We start from the raw sequence: 17,619 nt of genomic DNA, 5'->3' as shown, positions 1-17,619 counted from the left end.
GGATACAAAATGCAATCATTTCCCATGCTTATCAATGGTGAGCTAGTTCAAGGTAATCGCTCACTCAATGTTATTAACCCGGCCACCGAAGAGGTATTTCAGCAGATCACCTGTGCTGACGAAAGCCAATTTGAACAAGCCATTGGCGCTGCAAAAGCAGCGTTTCCTCAATGGCAAACGGTCGATATGCAAACCCGCCGAGACAACCTGAATAAGCTCGCTGATGCCATAGAAGCACAAACTGGCGTATTCGCTGAATTACTCACCCAAGAACAAGGTAAACCACTGGCCGAATCAACCGCTGAAGTGGGTTTTAGTTGTGCATTTATTCGTTACTTTGCCCAAAGCGAACTGCCTATTGAAACCTATCAAGATGATGAAACCAGCAAAATTGAGCTCCACCGCAAACCACTGGGTGTAGTGGCAGGTGTAGTACCTTGGAACTTTCCCTTAATGATCGGCTGCTTTAAATTGGCGCCCGCAGTGTTAGCAGGCAATACGTTTATATTAAAGCCCCCCGCGACAACACCATTATGTGTACTGAAACTGGCAGATATTTGTCAGCAAATATTTCCTAAAGGCGTGGTCAATATCATCACAGACAACAATGATTTAGGACATATTCTCAGTGCCCACCCTGACGTTGCCAAAGTGGCGTTTACTGGCTCCACGCCTACCGGTAAAAAGATCATGTCGGCGGCATCAGGTACGCTTAAGCGCCTAACCTTAGAGCTTGGCGGGAATGACGCAGGCATCGTACTACCCGATGTGGACCCAAAGAAAATCGCTCCCGCTATTTTTGCCACGGCATTTATGAACTGCGGTCAAGTGTGTATCGCCCTAAAACGGTTATACGTACATGAAGATATATACGACGCACTCGTTCTGGAACTAAGTGAGTTGGCTAACAACGCCAGTGTGGGGAACGGTTTAGAAGAAGGCGTCACATTTGGTCCAATTCAAAACAAAGCACAATTTATCAAGGTGCAAGAATACTTAGCAGACGCGAAAGAAAACGGCGTTATTGCTGCCGGTGGTGAAGTGCTTGACGGCCCCGGTTTCTTTATGCGCCCAACTATCGTGCGTGACGTAACCGACGGTTGCAAAGTGGTCGATGAAGAGCCATTCGGGCCTATCTTGCCGGTCATTAAATACAAAACCATTGATGACGCAGTTGAACGCGCTAACAATTCGGTATTTGGTTTGGGCGGGTCTGTTTGGTCAAACGATTTAGATAAAGCCTATGATGTCGCCAAGCGACTAGAATGCGGTACATCTTGGATAAACCAACATCTGAACTTTGGCCCCACTGTGCCTTTTGGTGGCGCGAAAGAATCAGGTATTGGGGTTGAGTTTGCCCAAGAAGGGTTATTAGAATACACCCAGGTGCATGTCATTAACATCGCCAAACAAACCTTTTAAGTCGCACTTCACTCGCCCATTAATATTCCCTCACACTAGCTGGGGGAATAGTTGCAAAGCGCGCCTAGGCTCGTTACCCTGCCCCTTTGTTTAACCATTGTTTTTCTTCTCTGCTTTCTCAGTGCCACTTAGCTCGCTTAATTTCCGCATTTTAGAAAACGTTTTAACTTTCATACTTCGTAAACGAGAACCTATGCGCTTACTTTCTATTCTTGTCTCAGTCTTATCTCTACTCATGTTGTCCGCCTGCACCGATAATTCAAGTGTAAAATTCGCCCCTAAAGCCGGTGAAAAACGTGATTACCGCACTGCACAAACGGTCGAAATCACCACTGATAAAGGACGTAACGAGCAATTCACAGCTAAAAATTACAGTACCTTTGAAGTCACCGATCTCACAACTGACCAAGTCAAGCTGCACATCATACCGGGCCGAATGGAAGCCTCTTTAGGCACCTATGATTTTCGCTCTTCCATACCCGATGATATGCCACAAGCCATGCAAGATGCACAAGTCGCTGGTGCAGATATGACGATTGATTTGGAATCGGGTCAGCTGATCGATATCAACTCATCAGGTGAAAGCTTAAAAAAGCAATTAAAGCAGTTACTTGGTGACAAAATAGATAACTTATTTGAGCAGGTCAGCCAGCCTAACTTGCCCATAACGGTGAACACTGAGCAAGACTGGCAAACCCAAAGTACTTTGTTTGGTGTGCATGATGTTAGCTTAACAGTCACCAAGGTGGACGACTCACGAGTTTGGGTTACCTACCAAGGTGGTAGCGAGGGCCATAGGCTAGCAGGGTTAGCAATCCTTGATAGAAAAACCGGCTGGATTGAAAAGCAAGTGCAAACCAGTGAACTTGAACATACGGTGAAAGGTAAAACTATTCACATACGCTCGACACAAATTATTGCTCAAGTACGTGATGGTGAAGACAACTACATCCCTAAAATTCATGCCCAGTGGGCTAACCACTGGATCGACTTAGAGGGCTTTAGCCCTCCTAACAAATTGCTAAAGAAAGCAGACCCTAAACAGATATTTTATAAACCTAATGGCACATTAACAAAGGACGAAGATAAGCTATCACTGTCTTTGCTCCATGCTGCTGACAAGAGAGAGCGTATTGGTGATATTGAAATTTTCGCTGCCCATGCATTTGATTTTGCAGGTAATGAAATAGATACCCCCATGCATACCACCTCAACGTTCACCCGAAGCCTCCCAACAGGCAAGCGTAAAACCACAGAAGCTCAGCTACAACTGACCTCTTCGGGCGTTTTAATCGACACTGTTGAGAAAATTGCGAAAGTCACCGCTAAGGTAGCTTGGTACCCTGATGAATCGTTTACGTTGCGCCTAACGCTGGATGACAAGCATAGGGCTCATTATGCAGAAAATGGCGTCGAAATTGATCTGAAACCCTCCGAGCAAGACAATGTATACGAAGTGTCGTTTAGCGGACAGCCAAAGGATTCGATGGTAACTCGCTTAGGAGAACGTCAGGCTTATCAAGTGCAGTTTCGTGCCAACCCGCCTGCACCTAAATGGCTAAATGCCCAAGAAAGTAACTTACGTTTTGAAGCATCACCCAACCCAGAAGCACACAGGATATTGATAAAAACCGATACCCCGCCAAGCTACGTTGATGTCGTTGTGCAGCGCTCAGCGAGCGAGGCAAAAGTCGAACGAGAGGTCACCTTTTATTCTGCTCAAGCACAACGCTTTTCCCCAAATGTGCAGCCGCAGACCAAATATCTGTTTGACAGTGACCAACCCGCTAACCCCATACCCACCGTAAAACCCCAAGGCGTTGAACGTGGACAAGTCCTATTCCCTTTAGGCGCAGAGCAAGCTAAAACGTGTCAGGCATCTCTTATCCCTGAAGCGCAAGAGGCTGGGCGTACACTGATTTTCGCTCTCAACCAAACCCCAGAGAACTTTACCCACCCGGTAGCACTTAAACTGCAGACCGAAGATGGAGTGCGCGAGTACTTTTACCAACTGGGCGAGCGCAACATCACCTTGCACTGCGATAGCACTCGCACTTGGCAACCGGCAAACATTGCCCTTAGTGATACAACGCCTTGGGTAATCCCACTGGCGAGTTTAGATAAAGAAAAGCAACTAAGCACAGTGGGTGATCTACTTAGCAAGTACCGCTTTTTAGATGAAAACAAGCGCATCTTGAGCTTAACCACATTAGCAGAAAACGCAGAATTAGCGCCGCAAACGCTCCTTGAAGATGTCACTTTCCCAGATGGCACCTTGCGCATAGCCGGTGTACCGGCAAGTGTGCAAGTTATCTCGATTACACCCACACCGATAGACCAAAGCTTTAACGTGGCATTTCCAGAGTTGCCCACGGAGAGCGCACAATGATCGCTAGGTTTTGCTATTTACTATGTTTCACGTTAATCGCAGCCCCGGTACTCGCCGAAACCCACTACATGGACGTCAACTTGTACCCGACAAAAGTGAAGGTGAATCGCACCTATCATTACTCAAGCGACATCGAACCAGATGAAAATGGCATTTACACCATTTCAGTTTTTGATAAGCAAGATGCACTTATCGCGACACTCAGAAGTACAGAGCCTGTGGTGAGTAAGGGTACCTTAACTGGGACTTTGATAGCGCAAGAACGAAAAGCACACCTGATTTCTCGTTTGCTGTACCACTTCAACGACGGCTACTCTGGTCAAGTTGAAACCCGTGACAGTAAAGGGTACTTACAGAAGGTCACTCCTTACAAAAACAGTAAACGGGACGGAGTAGAAAAAGAATACTACAGCAATGGCGCCCTGCGTTCTTTTTCTCCTTACAAAGCGGGGAAGTTGGTCCTTACATCCAAAAAATGGAATAAAACTGGGTTATTAATCAGTAAAACTGAGCGCAGCCTAGATGGTAAGTTTATTAAGCGGCAGAAATGGACCAACAACGGTGACTTACTCAAGTTAATCGAACCTGTTGATATCCCTAATTATGCCCCTGGGCTAAAAGAAATCGCATGGCGTTACGATAGAACAGAAGTCTTTATCGCCTCGAGTGTGCGTGACCCAGACCACGGCTTCACCAGAGGTGCTCGACACCCCTACAAACTGATTGAAAAAAGCCGCGATGGTAAAATTTTTGAAGCGGTAGAAGAAAATGGCAGGGGGATAAATGGCATGCAACGCTATTTTTTAGACGGCTACGAGCAGATTGAACACAGAGTTAAGGGCGATCTAGACGGTGAGTACAGCGAAAAGAATGACGGTAAGCTAACCACAGGCGGCACCTACAAAGCTGGGATAAAAGTCGGCGACTGGCAGGAAACAAACAAAGATGACACTGTCACCTATGAACACTATTCACAGCAGGGAAAACGTGAGGGAAAACGCGAAGTTTACGCCCCAGACAGCGAGCAATTGCTCGAAAGCGAATTTTATCGCAATGACAAGAAACATGGTCAATACCAGCGCTTTGATAAACAAGGCAAGAAAATAAGCTATGGTCTGTATATCCAAGGTAAAAAAAACGGACCCTGGGTTGAGCAGAACGATCAAACCCAGTGGCAAGGTCATTACCAAAAAGGCAAGAAACAAGGTCTATGGACGCAACGAGATACCCAAGGTTACGTTGTTGCAAAGTTAACGTATAAAGACGGTAACTTAGCAGGCTCGCAGTATTTATTCGCTAAAAATGGCGCGTTACGCCTATTCGAAATGCGCAAAAACGGGGTGCGCCACGGCAGCAGAGTCTCCTATCAGCAAGGCCAACAAGAAGAAATTCAGCAGTTTGAAGAAGGACGTTTACAGTCAGAAACAGACTGATGCGGTACACAAAACTTAAGATGAGTTTTTAGCAACCGGATAAAAATCGCCCCGCTTAAACGCTTATTTGCGTTGTAAGGGGGCGATGATTTTAGCTGTATTTGCTAAGTACGAATGCTACTCAAAAAAGTAACGGAATGTCGCACCAAAGGTTCTTGGCTGATTGGTAGTAAAACCAAGCCTAGCGCGGCCACCACGCTCTCTGTCAAACGACAAAAGCGCATACTCATCAAATACATTGTTGGCGTAGAGAAGAATTTCATAATCATCATACGCTAACCCAAAACTAAGGTTCATGGTGCCATAAGCATCCAGTACTAAATCTAGCTCTGTTGTTTCAAGCCCAGTAGCACCGCCAAACGCTAGCCCAGAGGTAAACACGCCAGCACCAGCCACTTGGTCGCTAGGCTGAGTAATGCGATCCCCTACGTACTGGTACGAGCCTTGAAAATAACTACTGTTTGAGGAAAACAAAGGCTGAGCAAGATCATAAGTAAATGAAATCGCAAAGCTCTCTTCAGGTACTGAGGCCAAACGATTACCGTCTTCCACTCCACCTAACACCGCACCGGAACCATCCACCACAGTTGAATCAAATTCAGCTTCTATCACGCTACCGCTTAACGAGAAGAAGAGCTGATCAGTAAACTGACGCGTCAGTTCAAACTCAATACCTTGGGTATGTGCATCAGGTACATTGAATGACACCCGCGAAGAACACGAGCCCGCATCTAATGTCACCTGCAAATCTTCAATGTCATTGTAAAACGCTGCGACATTAGCGCTCCATCCACGGCCAGAAGACTTAACACCAAATTCATAATTGGTTAGCTGCTCATCATCATAGCTTTGAAATGAACCAAAAATGGCTTCATCTTGATCTGAGCATAAACTTCTATTCAATGGATCGTTCACACCGCCTAATCTAAAGCCTTGGGATACCTGAGCGTTCAAGTTCACATTGTCGTTTAAGCGGTACTGACCGATAACTCGAGAGGTAAAACCGTCAGATTCTGTCGAGTCTGTTTGGTTGTCACCATTGGCAAACAAACCGCCTGAAATAAATTGGCGCTCTTCTTCGTAATCATAAAAACGGGTACCGGCTGTAAGCTTTAAATCATCACTCATTTGATAATTCACTTCACCGAAAATCGCCAGTTGCGTTAAATCGTACGGTAAAAAAGCGTTGTAAGGTGAATCGGCATCGAAACCATTGGCCACTGCCGCAGATGTGCCTTCACCTAGCGTAGCATCAGTAAAGCTATCGTAGCCTGGAGTCGGTAAAGTTTGCTTGTATGTTCTTTCGGTTGAAGAATAAAACGCCCCCACTATCCAATCCAACGCGCCATCACCATTTGAGGCGGCACGAAGCTCAAAGGTATCTTGTTCCACTTCGGTGCGATCATGTAGGTTTGACGGCAAAGTAACGGCCTCCTCAGGAAAGCCCAAATCAATACTGACCGAGCCCGAAAGGGCACTTGCGTCACGGCTCACCAAAATATCGCGATCCGTGTAGCTATAAACAAAAGTAAAATCTGCGACATCTGCTTGGTATTCAGCGGTCAAATCAGCAATAAAGGTATCATCCGAAAACCCTTCATCTAATAAGAGGAACTGTTCTTTCTCACCTAACTGCCTTGCTGGCCATGTAGTGGTGTATGGGTTAGCGAACAAGTTGAACACGTCTTGACGATTAAACCCGTTCATTTCCAATTCTTGAAAGATGATCCGAGGCGTTATCGTTAGTTTGTCATTTGGGCTAATAACTAATGCCAGCCTACCGCCGGTTCTGTCACCGTCGTTTACGTCTTCTTTAAACGTATTATCAGGGCCATATGCGTTAATAAAACCTGCATAATCAGTGCGATATACCACAGCACGCATAGCAACAGAATCAGATACAGGCAGGTTGACCATGCCTTTCACATGTCCACCAACGCCACCGTCATCTACCGAATTAAGGTTCGCTTCAAACTTCCCTTCAAAGGTGTCTAGCTCAGGCTGGTTTGTAATGTAACGCAGCGTTCCACCAATTGAACCAGAGCCAAACAAAGTGCCTTGAGGGCCGCGAAGGGTCTCTATTCGGTTTAAATCAAATAAGTCTAAATCTGGGGTAAACAATGATAGTGAAATAACACTCTCATCTAAATAAACCCCCACCTGCTCTTTCACCCCTGGTTGGTCTCGTACCACTTGACCCGCTGATACCCCGCGCATTGACACTTGGCTTTGTCCAGGGCCAAGGTTTTGAATCGATACGCTGGCTACGTTTCTAGCCACATCCTCTAAATTACTGGCTCCACTTCTTTCAAAGTCTTTTTGCGTTTGCGCATTGATCGAAAACGGAATGTCGCCAATCGATTCAGAACGCTTAGTCGCTGTTACTATGATTTTCTCAACGCCAGAGTCCTGATTATCACTCGACTCCTGCGCCATAGCGCCCGTGCTGAGCAACCCTACTACCGCAACACTCAAAGTGCTTAAGCGAAAATTGTGTGTGTTTAGTTTCAAAATTTGTCCATCCAGATTAATTGTTGCATTTTTGTTAAAAACCGTCGTGTAATGTGGCAAAAAAAGTTGAGCATTTCTACTGCTTACCGACGATATATTGTTATTTTTGTAAGTATTTCTGTCCAAACCCAGAATAAAAAACTTAAACCCTAGGTTTGCGCAAGAGTATATAAAGCAAGTTTCATTGCTGTGAAAGCCGACCAGAGTGATTTAGAGCCTGAAAACGGTATTGCAGATACGCTTATGTTGATAACACAGGATGTTGAATAGGTTTATGCTGGCAGCATCATTGAATATATGCACCCTAAAAACGGCAAATAGATAAGGAGAAAATTGATCTTTTGGTCTCGTTGTTTTCAAAACAGCACTGTGACTTCATATGCAATGCCTGAATAACATGTGAGCGAGCTTTAATTGTGAGGTTTACAACTTAAAAATCCAAACATGGATCCACATTAGTTCTTTGGTTAGATTTTATTTAATTTAGTCCCAGTAATAAAACCAATATAAAAATCATGAACAACACAAAATACACTTTTACGTGCCAATTTTTTGAGTAATTTGCTCTATATTCAGCAATCATTTGAGCAACATCACCTTCTGTGAATTCATACCTACACCGATAGCAGGCTTTACTACCTTTCTTAATATGGGCTCTACATTTTCCGCATTTGTAGATATAGGAGAGTCGGTCTGCGCTAAGGTATGGATATCCGTTATCTTTTTTGTTCATCCTAATGAAACTCCTCAAAAACCTAAAGGCCAACACTGACTAGTTGTGATCTGCCTATCGCCCTGACTCGCTATTCAGTTCAGTGCTTGAATATCCTTAATGCTTTGTTTGTATCGAATATGACACGAAGGCATAAAAGCGCCCGCCTTGAAACAAAAAAGCCCTTAAAAATAAGGGCTTAATTAGAATTCTTTACAGAATATGTCTCAGGTGAACTCTAGAACGGAATATCATCGTCGAAGTCAAAGTCAGGCTCAGCCATGGGTGCTGGCTTGTTTTGACCTCCTTGCGGGGCTTGATTGAAACCTTGATTACCTTGGCCGCCCTGAGGTGCTTGGTTGTAACCTTGGTTAGGAGATTGTTGGAAACCACCTGAGTTTTGACCGCCTTGTGCTGGGCGCTGCTGAGGTTGTTGACGTTGCTGCCCCTGGAAACCACCTTCAGATTGGCCGCCGCTTTTGCCGCCTAGCATTTGCATCTGATCTACAATCACTTCAGTGGTGTATCTGTCTTGCCCTTGTTGATCTTGCCATTTACGGGTTTGCAATTTACCTTCAACGTAAATTTGCGAGCCTTTGCGCAAGTATTCACCCGCCACTTCAGCTAAACGGCGATACATAGTTAGGCGATGCCATTCGGTGCGCTCTTGCATTTGCCCTTGTTGGTCTTTCCAGCTTTCGCTGGTCGCGATGCTTAAATTCGCTACCGCGTTACCATTTGGCATATAACGTACTTCAGGATCTTGTCCTAAATTGCCCACCAAGATGACTTTGTTTACGCCTTTACTCGCCATTTTAACTCCTATTATCAGTCCTAGAGCACAGCATTCTAAGCGATTACGTTTAGATAATGTGCTGGCTTCTTACTGGATTTGTCTATTTTTTCAATTCGTTAGTGAATATATAAATACATTTCTGCCGCCGGTCGATAAGTATCTCACATCACAACTGAGTGCGAAAACTTCCCCTTAGCTATGACAAAAATGTTTTTCACTGTACCGATTATTATAACGCGATTTAGCCAATTGTTTCTCAGAAATTTGCCCTTGATTCGTTTAAAAAACAAATCAGCCATTGACCAAAACGTGTGCTTTATCTATCTCAAACTGTTTGCCATGGGCTTTGATATACACCACACCTTCATCTGGCACCACAGTGACATCGACTACCCCCTCTAACGTGGCTAATTGCTCGCCAATGGTTTGCGCCGAATAACGGGTAAAATCAGGCTTGAGAGTATAACGCTTTAAGCGTTCACTGGTGCCTAGCTTGCGTAATCCAAGCCACCATAGGCCGCAGGCGCCACCTGCGATAACAAAGACCCATTGAGGGCCAATATACTGACTGGCTAAGCCAGATAAGGTACCGCCTAAAAATGCGCCTAAAAACTGAAAGCTCGCGTAAATCCCCATGGCGGAGCCCTTTTTACCAGCAGGAGCAATGCTTGACACCATAGCCGGAAAACTCGCCTCTAAAAAGTTAAACCCTGCGAAAAACAGCCACCCAAAGCCCATGACCGCCAGCACAGTGCCGTGTTCAAAGTGCAGGCCAAGAAGTGCAGCGCCCAGAAGCAATATACACAAACGAATAACCGCGGACTGGCTCATGGTTCTGGTTAACATCATCAATAAGACTAACCCCACCACTGAAGCTGCCAAAATAGGCAAATACAATTGCCAATGGCGCTCTAGTTCCCAGCCTAGTGCGCTAAGCAAAATAGGCATTTGCACAAATAATACGGTGATCATCATATGCAGCAACATCACGCTAATGTTCAAACGGCGTAACTGCGGGTCGAAAAACAAGATTTTCACATCGGTAAGAACAGGAAGTGTGTCACCCTTGGGTGCATAGTTTATCGCACTGGGCACCACCCAAATGACCAAAGGCATGCATAAAATAGCGAGTATACCGGTAATCGAAAAAATACCGTGCAGACCGTAATTATCTGCAATCACAGGGCCAATTAACAAGGCAATATAGAATGAAAACCCAATAGCAATTCCGATAATCGCCATCACTTTTGGTCGCTGCTGTTCACGGCTGACATCCCCAGCTAACGCCATAATAGCGCCTGCTATCGCCCCAGCTCCCTGCAAGAATCGGCCAATCACAATCCATAACATGCTGTCAGCGGTAGCAGCCACACCACTACCAATTGCGAACATCAGCAAGCCGGCTACAATCACGGGTTTGCGGCCAATTTTGTCTGACAATACCCCCATTGGAATTTGCAAAATCGCTTGGGTTAATCCGTAACCACCAATCGCGAGGCCGAGCATTAATGCTGAATAATCTGGGTAATGCACTGCGAGTATGGCCAGCACTGGCATCACCATAAATAATCCCAGCATACGCAGGACATAAACAGCGGCCAAAGCCAATGAAGCGCGAATTTCTGTTCTATTCAAATGAGTAACTAATCAGTTTGAGGTTGTTAAGGCGGCGAAGTTTAACACAAAATTATCGCGCTAAACGACAGCAAGATCGCAGCAAGCATGAGAGAAAACACCATAAATGCAATGATATACCTGTGTTTAAAACATCAACTTACAAATTTCATCGGCGATCTAATTCAGGCCGTTAATCGTATCTTGTTTGTCATTACCACTTTGGGTATTGAAAGTATAATTGCTCATCCGCATAGAGCTCTTATATCAAGTATGTAATACTCACTCTTTTGAGGTCGACTTTGGTCAATAATGGATAAGATAGCTGTACGTGGCGCGCGCACTCACAATCTAAAGAACATCGATTTAGATATTCCTCGAGACAAACTTACTGTCATCACCGGCTTGTCTGGATCCGGTAAGTCTTCACTGGCATTTGACACCCTATACGCCGAGGGTCAACGTCGGTATGTGGAGTCTTTGTCCGCTTATGCTCGGCAATTTTTATCCATGATGGAAAAGCCCGATGTGGATCACATCGAAGGTCTGTCACCAGCCATCTCTATTGAGCAGAAATCAACGTCCCATAACCCTCGATCGACCGTAGGCACGATCACAGAAATATACGATTATCTGCGTTTGTTGTATGCCCGCGTTGGCGAGCCGCGCTGTCCGACCCACCATGTGCCGTTAGATGCGCAAACTGTTAGCCAGATGGTTGACCGCGTACTCACCATGCCGGCAGATGAAAAGCTCATGTTGTTGGCTCCCGTAGTACAAGATCGTAAAGGCGAGCACGTAAAAACTCTTGAAAGCTTAGCTGCACAAGGATTTATTCGCGCGCGGATTGATGGCGAGGTGTGTGATTTATCCGATCCACCTGAACTCGACTTGCATAAAAAGCACAATATCGAAGTGGTTGTTGACCGCTTCAAGGTTCGTGAAGACTTGTCTTTACGACTTGCTGAGTCCTTCGAGACAGCGCTGAACTTGTCCGCTGGCACAGCTAAAATCGCCTTTATGGATGACCCGCACAAAGAAGAAGTGGTATTTTCATCTAACTTTGCCTGCCCTCATTGTGGCTATTCAATGGCAGAACTTGAGCCCAGGCTATTCTCGTTCAATAACCCGGCGGGCGCGTGCCAAACCTGTGATGGTTTAGGCACAAGACAGTTTTTTGATCCGCACAGAATTATCAGTAACGACGAACTCAGTTTATCCGGCGGAGCGATACGCGGATGGGATAAACGCAGTTATTATTACTTCCAAATGCTGCAAGCCGTGGCGGATCACTATAAGTTTGATTTGACCACGCCTTTCGCAGAACTTGATGAGAAAGCCAAAGACATTGTGCTACACGGTAGCAAAGGCACCTCTATCAACTTCAAATACATCAATGATCGCGGCGATATTATGGAGCGCAAGCATCCCTTTGAAGGGATCATTCCGAATATGGAGCGCCGCTACCGTGAAACTGAATCCAACGCGGTGCGTGATGAATTATCTAAATATTTGAGCCAGCAACATTGTAGTAGCTGTAATGGCACACGTCTGCGCCTTGAAGCACGCAACGTGTTTATTGGCGACACGCCTCTGCCAACGATTACGGATATGTCGATTGCGGAGTCTTTACAGTTTTTCACCGATATTGAATTAACCGGAAAACGCGAAAAAATCGCCGATAAAATCTTCAAAGAGATCAACGACCGTTTGAATTTCTTGGTCAATGTCGGCTTAAATTATTTGTCCCTTTCACGCAGCGCCGACACCTTATCAGGCGGTGAAGCTCAGCGTATTCGTCTTGCCAGTCAAATTGGTGCAGGGTTAGTTGGGGTGATGTACGTATTGGATGAACCCTCTATTGGTTTGCACCAACGGGACAACGAACGCCTACTGACAACGCTAGAGCATCTACGCGACTTGGGTAACACGGTTATCGTGGTTGAGCATGATGAAGATGCCATTCGCGCTGCTGACTTTGTGCTTGATATCGGCCCGGGTGCCGGTGTGCACGGCGGCGAAATAGTTGCCCAAGGCACCATAGATGACATCATGAAAAGCGAACATTCCCTGACAGGTAAATACTTATCAGGCCGTGAAGCCATCGCTATTCCTGAAAAGCGCACTGAGATTGATCAAGATAAATGGATCGAAATGAGCGGCGCTACAGGCAACAACCTACAAGATGTCGACTTGCGCATTCCGTTTGGTTTAATGACCTGCGTAACCGGTGTATCAGGTTCAGGTAAATCAACTCTAATCAATGATACTTTTTATCGGATAGCCCATCGTGAGCTCAACGGCGCGACCACAGGTGAACCAGCGCCGTATAAGACATGTACCGGCATGGACATGCTCGATAAAGTTGTCGATATTGACCAAAGCCCGATTGGGCGCACACCGCGCTCAAACCCAGCGACGTACGCGGGTATTTTCACCCCAGTGCGTGAACTGTTTGCAGGTACCCAAGAGGCCCGTTCTCGTGGCTATAAACCTGGGCGTTTTAGCTTCAATGTAAAAGGCGGTCGTTGTGAGGCCTGTCAGGGCGACGGCGTAATTAAAGTAGAAATGCACTTTTTACCAGATGTTTACGTGCCTTGTGACGTGTGTAAGGGCCAGCGATACAACCGTGAAACCCTAGAAATTCAGTACAAGGGCTTAAATATTCATGAAGTACTGGATTTAACCGTTGAAGATGCCCGTGAGTTTTTCGATGTTATTCCTGCGATTGCCCGAAAATTACAAACCTTGATGGATGTAGGTTTGTCCTATGTGCGTTTGGGCCAAGCGGCCACTACCTTGTCAGGCGGTGAAGCCCAGCGGGTAAAACTGGCCAAAGAATTATCAAAGAGAGACACAGGCCAAACCTTGTACATCTTAGATGAGCCCACGACTGGCTTGCATTTCCACGATATTAAACAGTTATTACAGGTGTTACATCGCCTGCGCGATCACGGCAACACAGTCGTGGTGATCGAGCACAACTTAGATGTCATCAAAACCGCTGATTGGGTCATAGACTTAGGCCCAGAGGGCGGCTCAGGCGGCGGGCAAATTATCGCTCAAGGCACACCAGAACAAATTTGCGAAGTAGAGATTTCTCATACGGCGCGCTTTCTTAAACCTCTGCTGTCAATTTAAACAAGGAACTAAACCAATGTTAATTGAAGATTTTAATGTGCGATTTTGTGAAACGGATGCCTTAGCACACGTCAGTAATACTGTGTTGGTGGATTGGTTTGAAATGGCTCGCGAGCCCATATTCAGAATTTTCAGCCCTGAATTAGACTTACAAAATTGGCCTTTGATTTTAGCTGGCTATAAAGTCGATTTTCTCGATCAAATGCATTATGGCCACCCTGTACAGGTTCGTACCTACATTAGCCGTATAGGCGGAAGTTCATTCGACACCTATCAAGAGTTATGGCAAAACGGCACCAAGCGTGCAACTGGCACTACTACTATGGTCCAGTATAACTACGCTGAGAAAAAGTCAGTGGTGATCAATGATGAAATACGTGAAAAGCTAACTGAGCACGCGATCCCTCGGGGCGTGAATGCCTAAGCCTGAAACCTTTATTAAGGTTGTAGAGCACGCTATTAGTGACGAACTGTGTGATCAGTTCGTCACCCAATTTGAGTTAAGCAAAAACACCCAACCGGGGCGTACAGGTGGCGGCGTCGACCCAGACAAAAAACGCAGTCGTGACGTATCTATTATTACTCACCCAGAATTCAAAACGCCCTATCAAGCTTTATTACCTGTACTGAGCCAACAGATATTGGCCTATTTCGAAAGCTATTTCTTCGCCCTTATTGGCCCTATCGGTTTGACCGTTAAGCACCCGAAAAGCGGCCAGCCCGTTAAAATGACTCATGACAACTTTAAAGAAGTGGGTTTACCGAATTTAGCCAACCTAATGGGCTACTTATTTCGGTTAGGCAATATCAACGCACAGAAATACGATAAGCAACAGGGCGGTTATCCTTATTGGCATTCAGAGGTTTACCCTCAGGCCAATAGTACAGATGCCTTACACCGTATATTATTGTTTATGTTTTATTTAAATGATGTGGAAGAAGGCGGGGAAACCGAGTTTTACTATCAAGATTTATCTATCAAACCGCGCAAAGGCACTATGGTGATTGCCCCCGCGTATTTTACCCATACTCACCGAGGGAACGTACCCATCTCGAATGATAAGTACATTCTCACCTCATGGGTACAGTTTAATCAGGCTAACGTTATCTTTGGCCAACCCACGCGCTGAGTAGCCACACAAGGACTTTGAAAAACCTTAGCCATCATATGGTGTCACTTCAATGCCTTGCATGGTGTAGCCTACTGTCGCTAGGTCTCCTTCCCACACTTGGGTAGCTAATGTACCGGTCACCCACACAGCATCGTATATGTTGTCTATTGGCACACCATTTGGAAACTTCACATATACAATTTGATTCGGTGGCGGGGGGGGAACATGAATACACGCGCCAAAATACGGTACTAACAAGAACTCTTTGGTCGTATCGCTGCTGCCTTCAAGGGGCACTACAAAGCCTGGTATTTTAACCACTTTGCCGTCCAGTTCATTCACCACAGGGGCATTTAAACTTTGTTGTACCATTGAACCGTCATGGTTCACTTCCTCTTGGGGGGCAATGTAATTTTTTGGGATCATGTCTTCCCAAAATAATTCTTCAGGCTCTTGGCTAAAAGCAGCAAACGAACTTATCGCCAGCAATAACACTAAATACTTCATGAATTCTCCTTGGGGGGTGCAACACTGGGCACATTCGCCCAACGCAACATGTTCATTCTAACTTCATTCCCATCGTTCGGTTGGTCGGGAATATTCAACGCTAAAATCAATGAACAAACAGCAAAGCCTGCACCGATATAAAAGACAGCCGAGGGCGAGGTTAACCACACCACGCCTAACAATGCTGGGATGACTACAGCGGCAATATGATTAATGGTAAAACTCACCCCGGCGGTTGATGCGATATCTCTGTGATCGGCAATCTTTTGAAAATAAGTCTTAACCGCAATGGCCATGGCAAAAAACAGGTGATCTATTACATACAGTCCGGCAGCTAACTGACTATTGTCTACCCAGGCATAACCCACAAACACACAAAGTAAACCAAGGTATTCAATACACAATGCCCGTTGCTCACCAATTTTATGGATCCAGCGGCCAATTTTAGGGGCAAAAAACAGATTAAACACATAGTTGAGCATATACAGCAGGCTGATATCACCAACCGAATAACCAAATTTCTCTACCATCATAAACGAGGCAAACACCATAAAGATTTGCCGCCGCGCACCACTGAAAAACACCAAGCCATAATACAGCCAATAGCGTTTGCGTAAAAACATGTGCTTATGCTGCACAGAGGTTTGAGTAAACTTATCGAATCCAAACCATAACCAAATCACGATCAGCAGACCTACTCCACCAGCCAGCATATACATAGCCACATACGAGATCCCCGCCCATTCCATTAGCAGCCAAATAGCGCCGTATGCCAGCAACGAGGCAAAACTCTTTACTGCAAGCTGCTGCCCCATAAAGTGAGCGCTTTTGTCTTTATCTAGCCACTGCAAGGTCAATGATTGGTTGATGGTCTCAAAATAATGAAAACCAATAGACATCAACACAGTGGTGCAATACAACCCTAACTCAAACGGCAACCAGCCAGTTAAAGCAACGCCAACACACATAACCGCCAACGACACCAATGCAAGCGTTTGCTCTTTGAGCACCAACAACAAGAAAACTGCGGTAAAGGCCAAAAAACCAGGCACCTCACGGAGGCTTTGCAGCATGCCAATCTGTGCACCATTGAACTGTGCCTTCTCTACCACAAAATTATTCAGCAGTGCGTTCCATACGGAAAAAACCAGCGGCATCACAAAAGCCATTGCCAATAAAAGTATCTGCGGGTTAGCGCGAAATGGGCGTATAAATGTCATGGATTTCAATTCACAAAACGGTGATGGTCAGTGTCTCACAAGAGACAGAAAATAAAAAAGCCGACGAGTAGTCGGCTTCTAGGGTACCAAATTCTATTCGACTGAATAGATTGATTAGCCTTCTGTTTTGTAACGCTCTACGCTGCTAACGATTTCTTCTTTTGCTGCTTCAGCGTTTTCCCAACCGTCGATTTTCACCCATTTTCCAGGCTCTAAATCTTTGTAATGTGAGAAGAAATGCTCAATTTGGTTAAGGGTAAGCTCGTCCACTTGGTCGATGTCTTTGATACCACGATAGATGGTAGACAACTTATCAACCGGTACCGCTAAAATCTTAGCATCAGTACCTGATTCATCTGTCATTTTAAGTACGCCAACAGGACGACACTTAATCACACAACCAGCAAGAAGTGGGAAAGGTGACATCACTAGTACGTCTGCTGGATCACCATCTTCTGACAATGTTTGATTAATATAGCCATAGTTAGTGGGGTAGTGCATGCAGGTCGCCATGAAGCGGTCGACAAAAATTGCACCTGTGTCTTTATCCACTTCATATTTGATTGGATCAGAATACGCAGGGATTTCAATCACTACATTAATTTCGTCTGGTACGTTTTTACCAGCTGGAACATCGTTAAGACTCATAGACTTGACCTATAGATTGATGAAAATTGGCTCGAATTATAGGGCGATCAACAACAATATGAAACGCCACAGAGGCAATAAAGCATGGCTTTTGCCCGTTATTCACAAAAAAAC

General features: G+C 45.4%; 12 protein-coding genes. 6 read left to right on the top strand and 6 right to left on the bottom strand.

Translation table 11 applies throughout. The features are described 5' to 3' along the window. Positions 1-9 precede the first annotated feature (9 nt). The 3 genes from FX988_RS13715 to FX988_RS13705 all read left to right on the top strand — a co-directional run bounded on the left by FX988_RS13715 (position 10) and on the right by FX988_RS13705 (position 5,244). Positions 10-1,422 (top strand): aldehyde dehydrogenase family protein, encoded by a 1,413-nt coding sequence (locus tag FX988_RS13715; protein ID WP_160180640.1) that lies wholly within the window; start codon positions 10-12, stop codon positions 1,420-1,422. A gap of 193 nt (positions 1,423-1,615) precedes the next feature. After that, on the top strand, positions 1,616-3,811 hold the full coding sequence (locus FX988_RS13710; RefSeq protein ID WP_160180638.1) for a hypothetical protein: 2,196 nt from the start codon (positions 1,616-1,618) through the stop codon (positions 3,809-3,811). Further along, a complete protein-coding gene (locus FX988_RS13705; protein WP_160180637.1) occupies positions 3,808-5,244 on the top strand; it encodes a toxin-antitoxin system YwqK family antitoxin in 1,437 nt (478 codons plus the stop codon). The genes FX988_RS13710 and FX988_RS13705 overlap by 4 nt, the downstream gene beginning before the upstream one ends. Before the next feature lie 117 nt (positions 5,245-5,361). On the opposite strand, the gene FX988_RS13700 is transcribed toward FX988_RS13705, so the two are convergent. The 3 genes from FX988_RS13700 to FX988_RS13690 form a co-directional block, all read right to left on the bottom strand. Further along, positions 5,362-7,755 carry a TonB-dependent receptor gene (locus FX988_RS13700; RefSeq protein ID WP_160180635.1) on the bottom strand — a complete coding sequence of 798 codons (2,394 nt, stop codon included), beginning with the start codon at positions 7,753-7,755 and terminating at the stop codon, positions 5,362-5,364. 950 nt (positions 7,756-8,705) lie between these two features. Then, positions 8,706-9,281 (bottom strand): single-stranded DNA-binding protein, encoded by a 576-nt coding sequence (locus tag FX988_RS13695; protein ID WP_160180633.1) that lies wholly within the window; start codon positions 9,279-9,281, stop codon positions 8,706-8,708. A gap of 273 nt (positions 9,282-9,554) precedes the next feature. Then, the gene (locus FX988_RS13690) at positions 9,555-10,898 is read right to left on the bottom strand and encodes an MFS transporter (protein WP_160180631.1); all 1,344 of its coding nucleotides are present in this window, start codon (positions 10,896-10,898) and stop codon (positions 9,555-9,557) included. A 291-nt stretch (positions 10,899-11,189) separates the two neighbouring features. Here FX988_RS13690 and uvrA point away from each other — a divergent pair, with 291 nt between their 5' ends. The 3 genes from uvrA to FX988_RS13675 are packed head-to-tail and all read left to right on the top strand — an operon-like array spanning position 11,190 to position 15,148. Next, the gene (gene uvrA / locus FX988_RS13685; RefSeq protein WP_160180629.1) at positions 11,190-14,018 is read left to right on the top strand and encodes an excinuclease ABC subunit UvrA; all 2,829 of its coding nucleotides are present in this window, start codon (positions 11,190-11,192) and stop codon (positions 14,016-14,018) included. Between the two features lie 16 nt (positions 14,019-14,034). Continuing rightward, positions 14,035-14,442: an acyl-CoA thioesterase gene (locus tag FX988_RS13680; RefSeq protein ID WP_160180627.1), complete on the top strand. Its 408-nt coding sequence runs from the start codon at positions 14,035-14,037 to the stop codon at positions 14,440-14,442. Beyond that, positions 14,435-15,148, top strand: coding sequence for a 2OG-Fe(II) oxygenase (locus FX988_RS13675; protein WP_160180626.1), 714 nt, complete (start codon positions 14,435-14,437; stop codon positions 15,146-15,148). Before FX988_RS13680 ends, FX988_RS13675 begins: the two co-directional genes overlap by 8 nt. Positions 15,149-15,175: 27 nt before the next feature. Here the strand turns inward: FX988_RS13675 and FX988_RS13670 are convergent, their stop codons facing one another. The 3 genes from FX988_RS13670 to ppa all read right to left on the bottom strand — a co-directional run bounded on the left by FX988_RS13670 (position 15,176) and on the right by ppa (position 17,505). Beyond that, positions 15,176-15,637, bottom strand: coding sequence for a DUF3299 domain-containing protein (locus tag FX988_RS13670; protein WP_160180624.1), 462 nt, complete (start codon positions 15,635-15,637; stop codon positions 15,176-15,178). Continuing rightward, positions 15,634-16,857, bottom strand: coding sequence for an MFS transporter (locus FX988_RS13665; protein ID WP_160180622.1), 1,224 nt, complete (start codon positions 16,855-16,857; stop codon positions 15,634-15,636). The genes FX988_RS13670 and FX988_RS13665 overlap by 4 nt, the downstream gene beginning before the upstream one ends. Before the next feature lie 114 nt (positions 16,858-16,971). Continuing rightward, entirely contained in the window at positions 16,972-17,505 is a 534-nt protein-coding gene (gene ppa, locus FX988_RS13660) for an inorganic diphosphatase (RefSeq protein WP_160180621.1), read from the bottom strand. Positions 17,506-17,619: the final 114 nt, after the last annotated feature.

The organism is Paraglaciecola mesophila, assembly GCF_009906955.1.
GTDB lineage: Bacteria > Pseudomonadota > Gammaproteobacteria > Enterobacterales > Alteromonadaceae > Paraglaciecola > Paraglaciecola mesophila_A.
This window is presented reverse-complemented; position numbering and strand designations above follow the sequence as displayed.

Bases quoted from the DNA above. Each gene is read 5' to 3' on its own strand.
- FX988_RS13665 (WP_160180622.1), bottom strand. From the start codon at position 16,857: ATGACATTTATACGCCCATTTCGCGCTAACCCGCAGATACTTTTATTG.
- FX988_RS13705 (WP_160180637.1), top strand. From the start codon at position 3,808: ATGATCGCTAGGTTTTGCTATTTACTATGTTTCACGTTAATCGCAGCC.
- FX988_RS13675 (WP_160180626.1), top strand. From the start codon at position 14,435: ATGCCTAAGCCTGAAACCTTTATTAAGGTTGTAGAGCACGCTATTAGT.
- FX988_RS13715 (WP_160180640.1), top strand. From the start codon at position 10: ATGCAATCATTTCCCATGCTTATCAATGGTGAGCTAGTTCAAGGTAAT.
- uvrA (WP_160180629.1), top strand. From the start codon at position 11,190: ATGGATAAGATAGCTGTACGTGGCGCGCGCACTCACAATCTAAAGAAC.
- FX988_RS13670 (WP_160180624.1), bottom strand. From the start codon at position 15,637: ATGAAGTATTTAGTGTTATTGCTGGCGATAAGTTCGTTTGCTGCTTTT.
- FX988_RS13680 (WP_160180627.1), top strand. From the start codon at position 14,035: ATGTTAATTGAAGATTTTAATGTGCGATTTTGTGAAACGGATGCCTTA.
- FX988_RS13695 (WP_160180633.1), bottom strand. From the start codon at position 9,281: ATGGCGAGTAAAGGCGTAAACAAAGTCATCTTGGTGGGCAATTTAGGA.
- ppa (WP_160180621.1), bottom strand. From the start codon at position 17,505: ATGAGTCTTAACGATGTTCCAGCTGGTAAAAACGTACCAGACGAAATT.
- FX988_RS13710 (WP_160180638.1), top strand. From the start codon at position 1,616: ATGCGCTTACTTTCTATTCTTGTCTCAGTCTTATCTCTACTCATGTTG.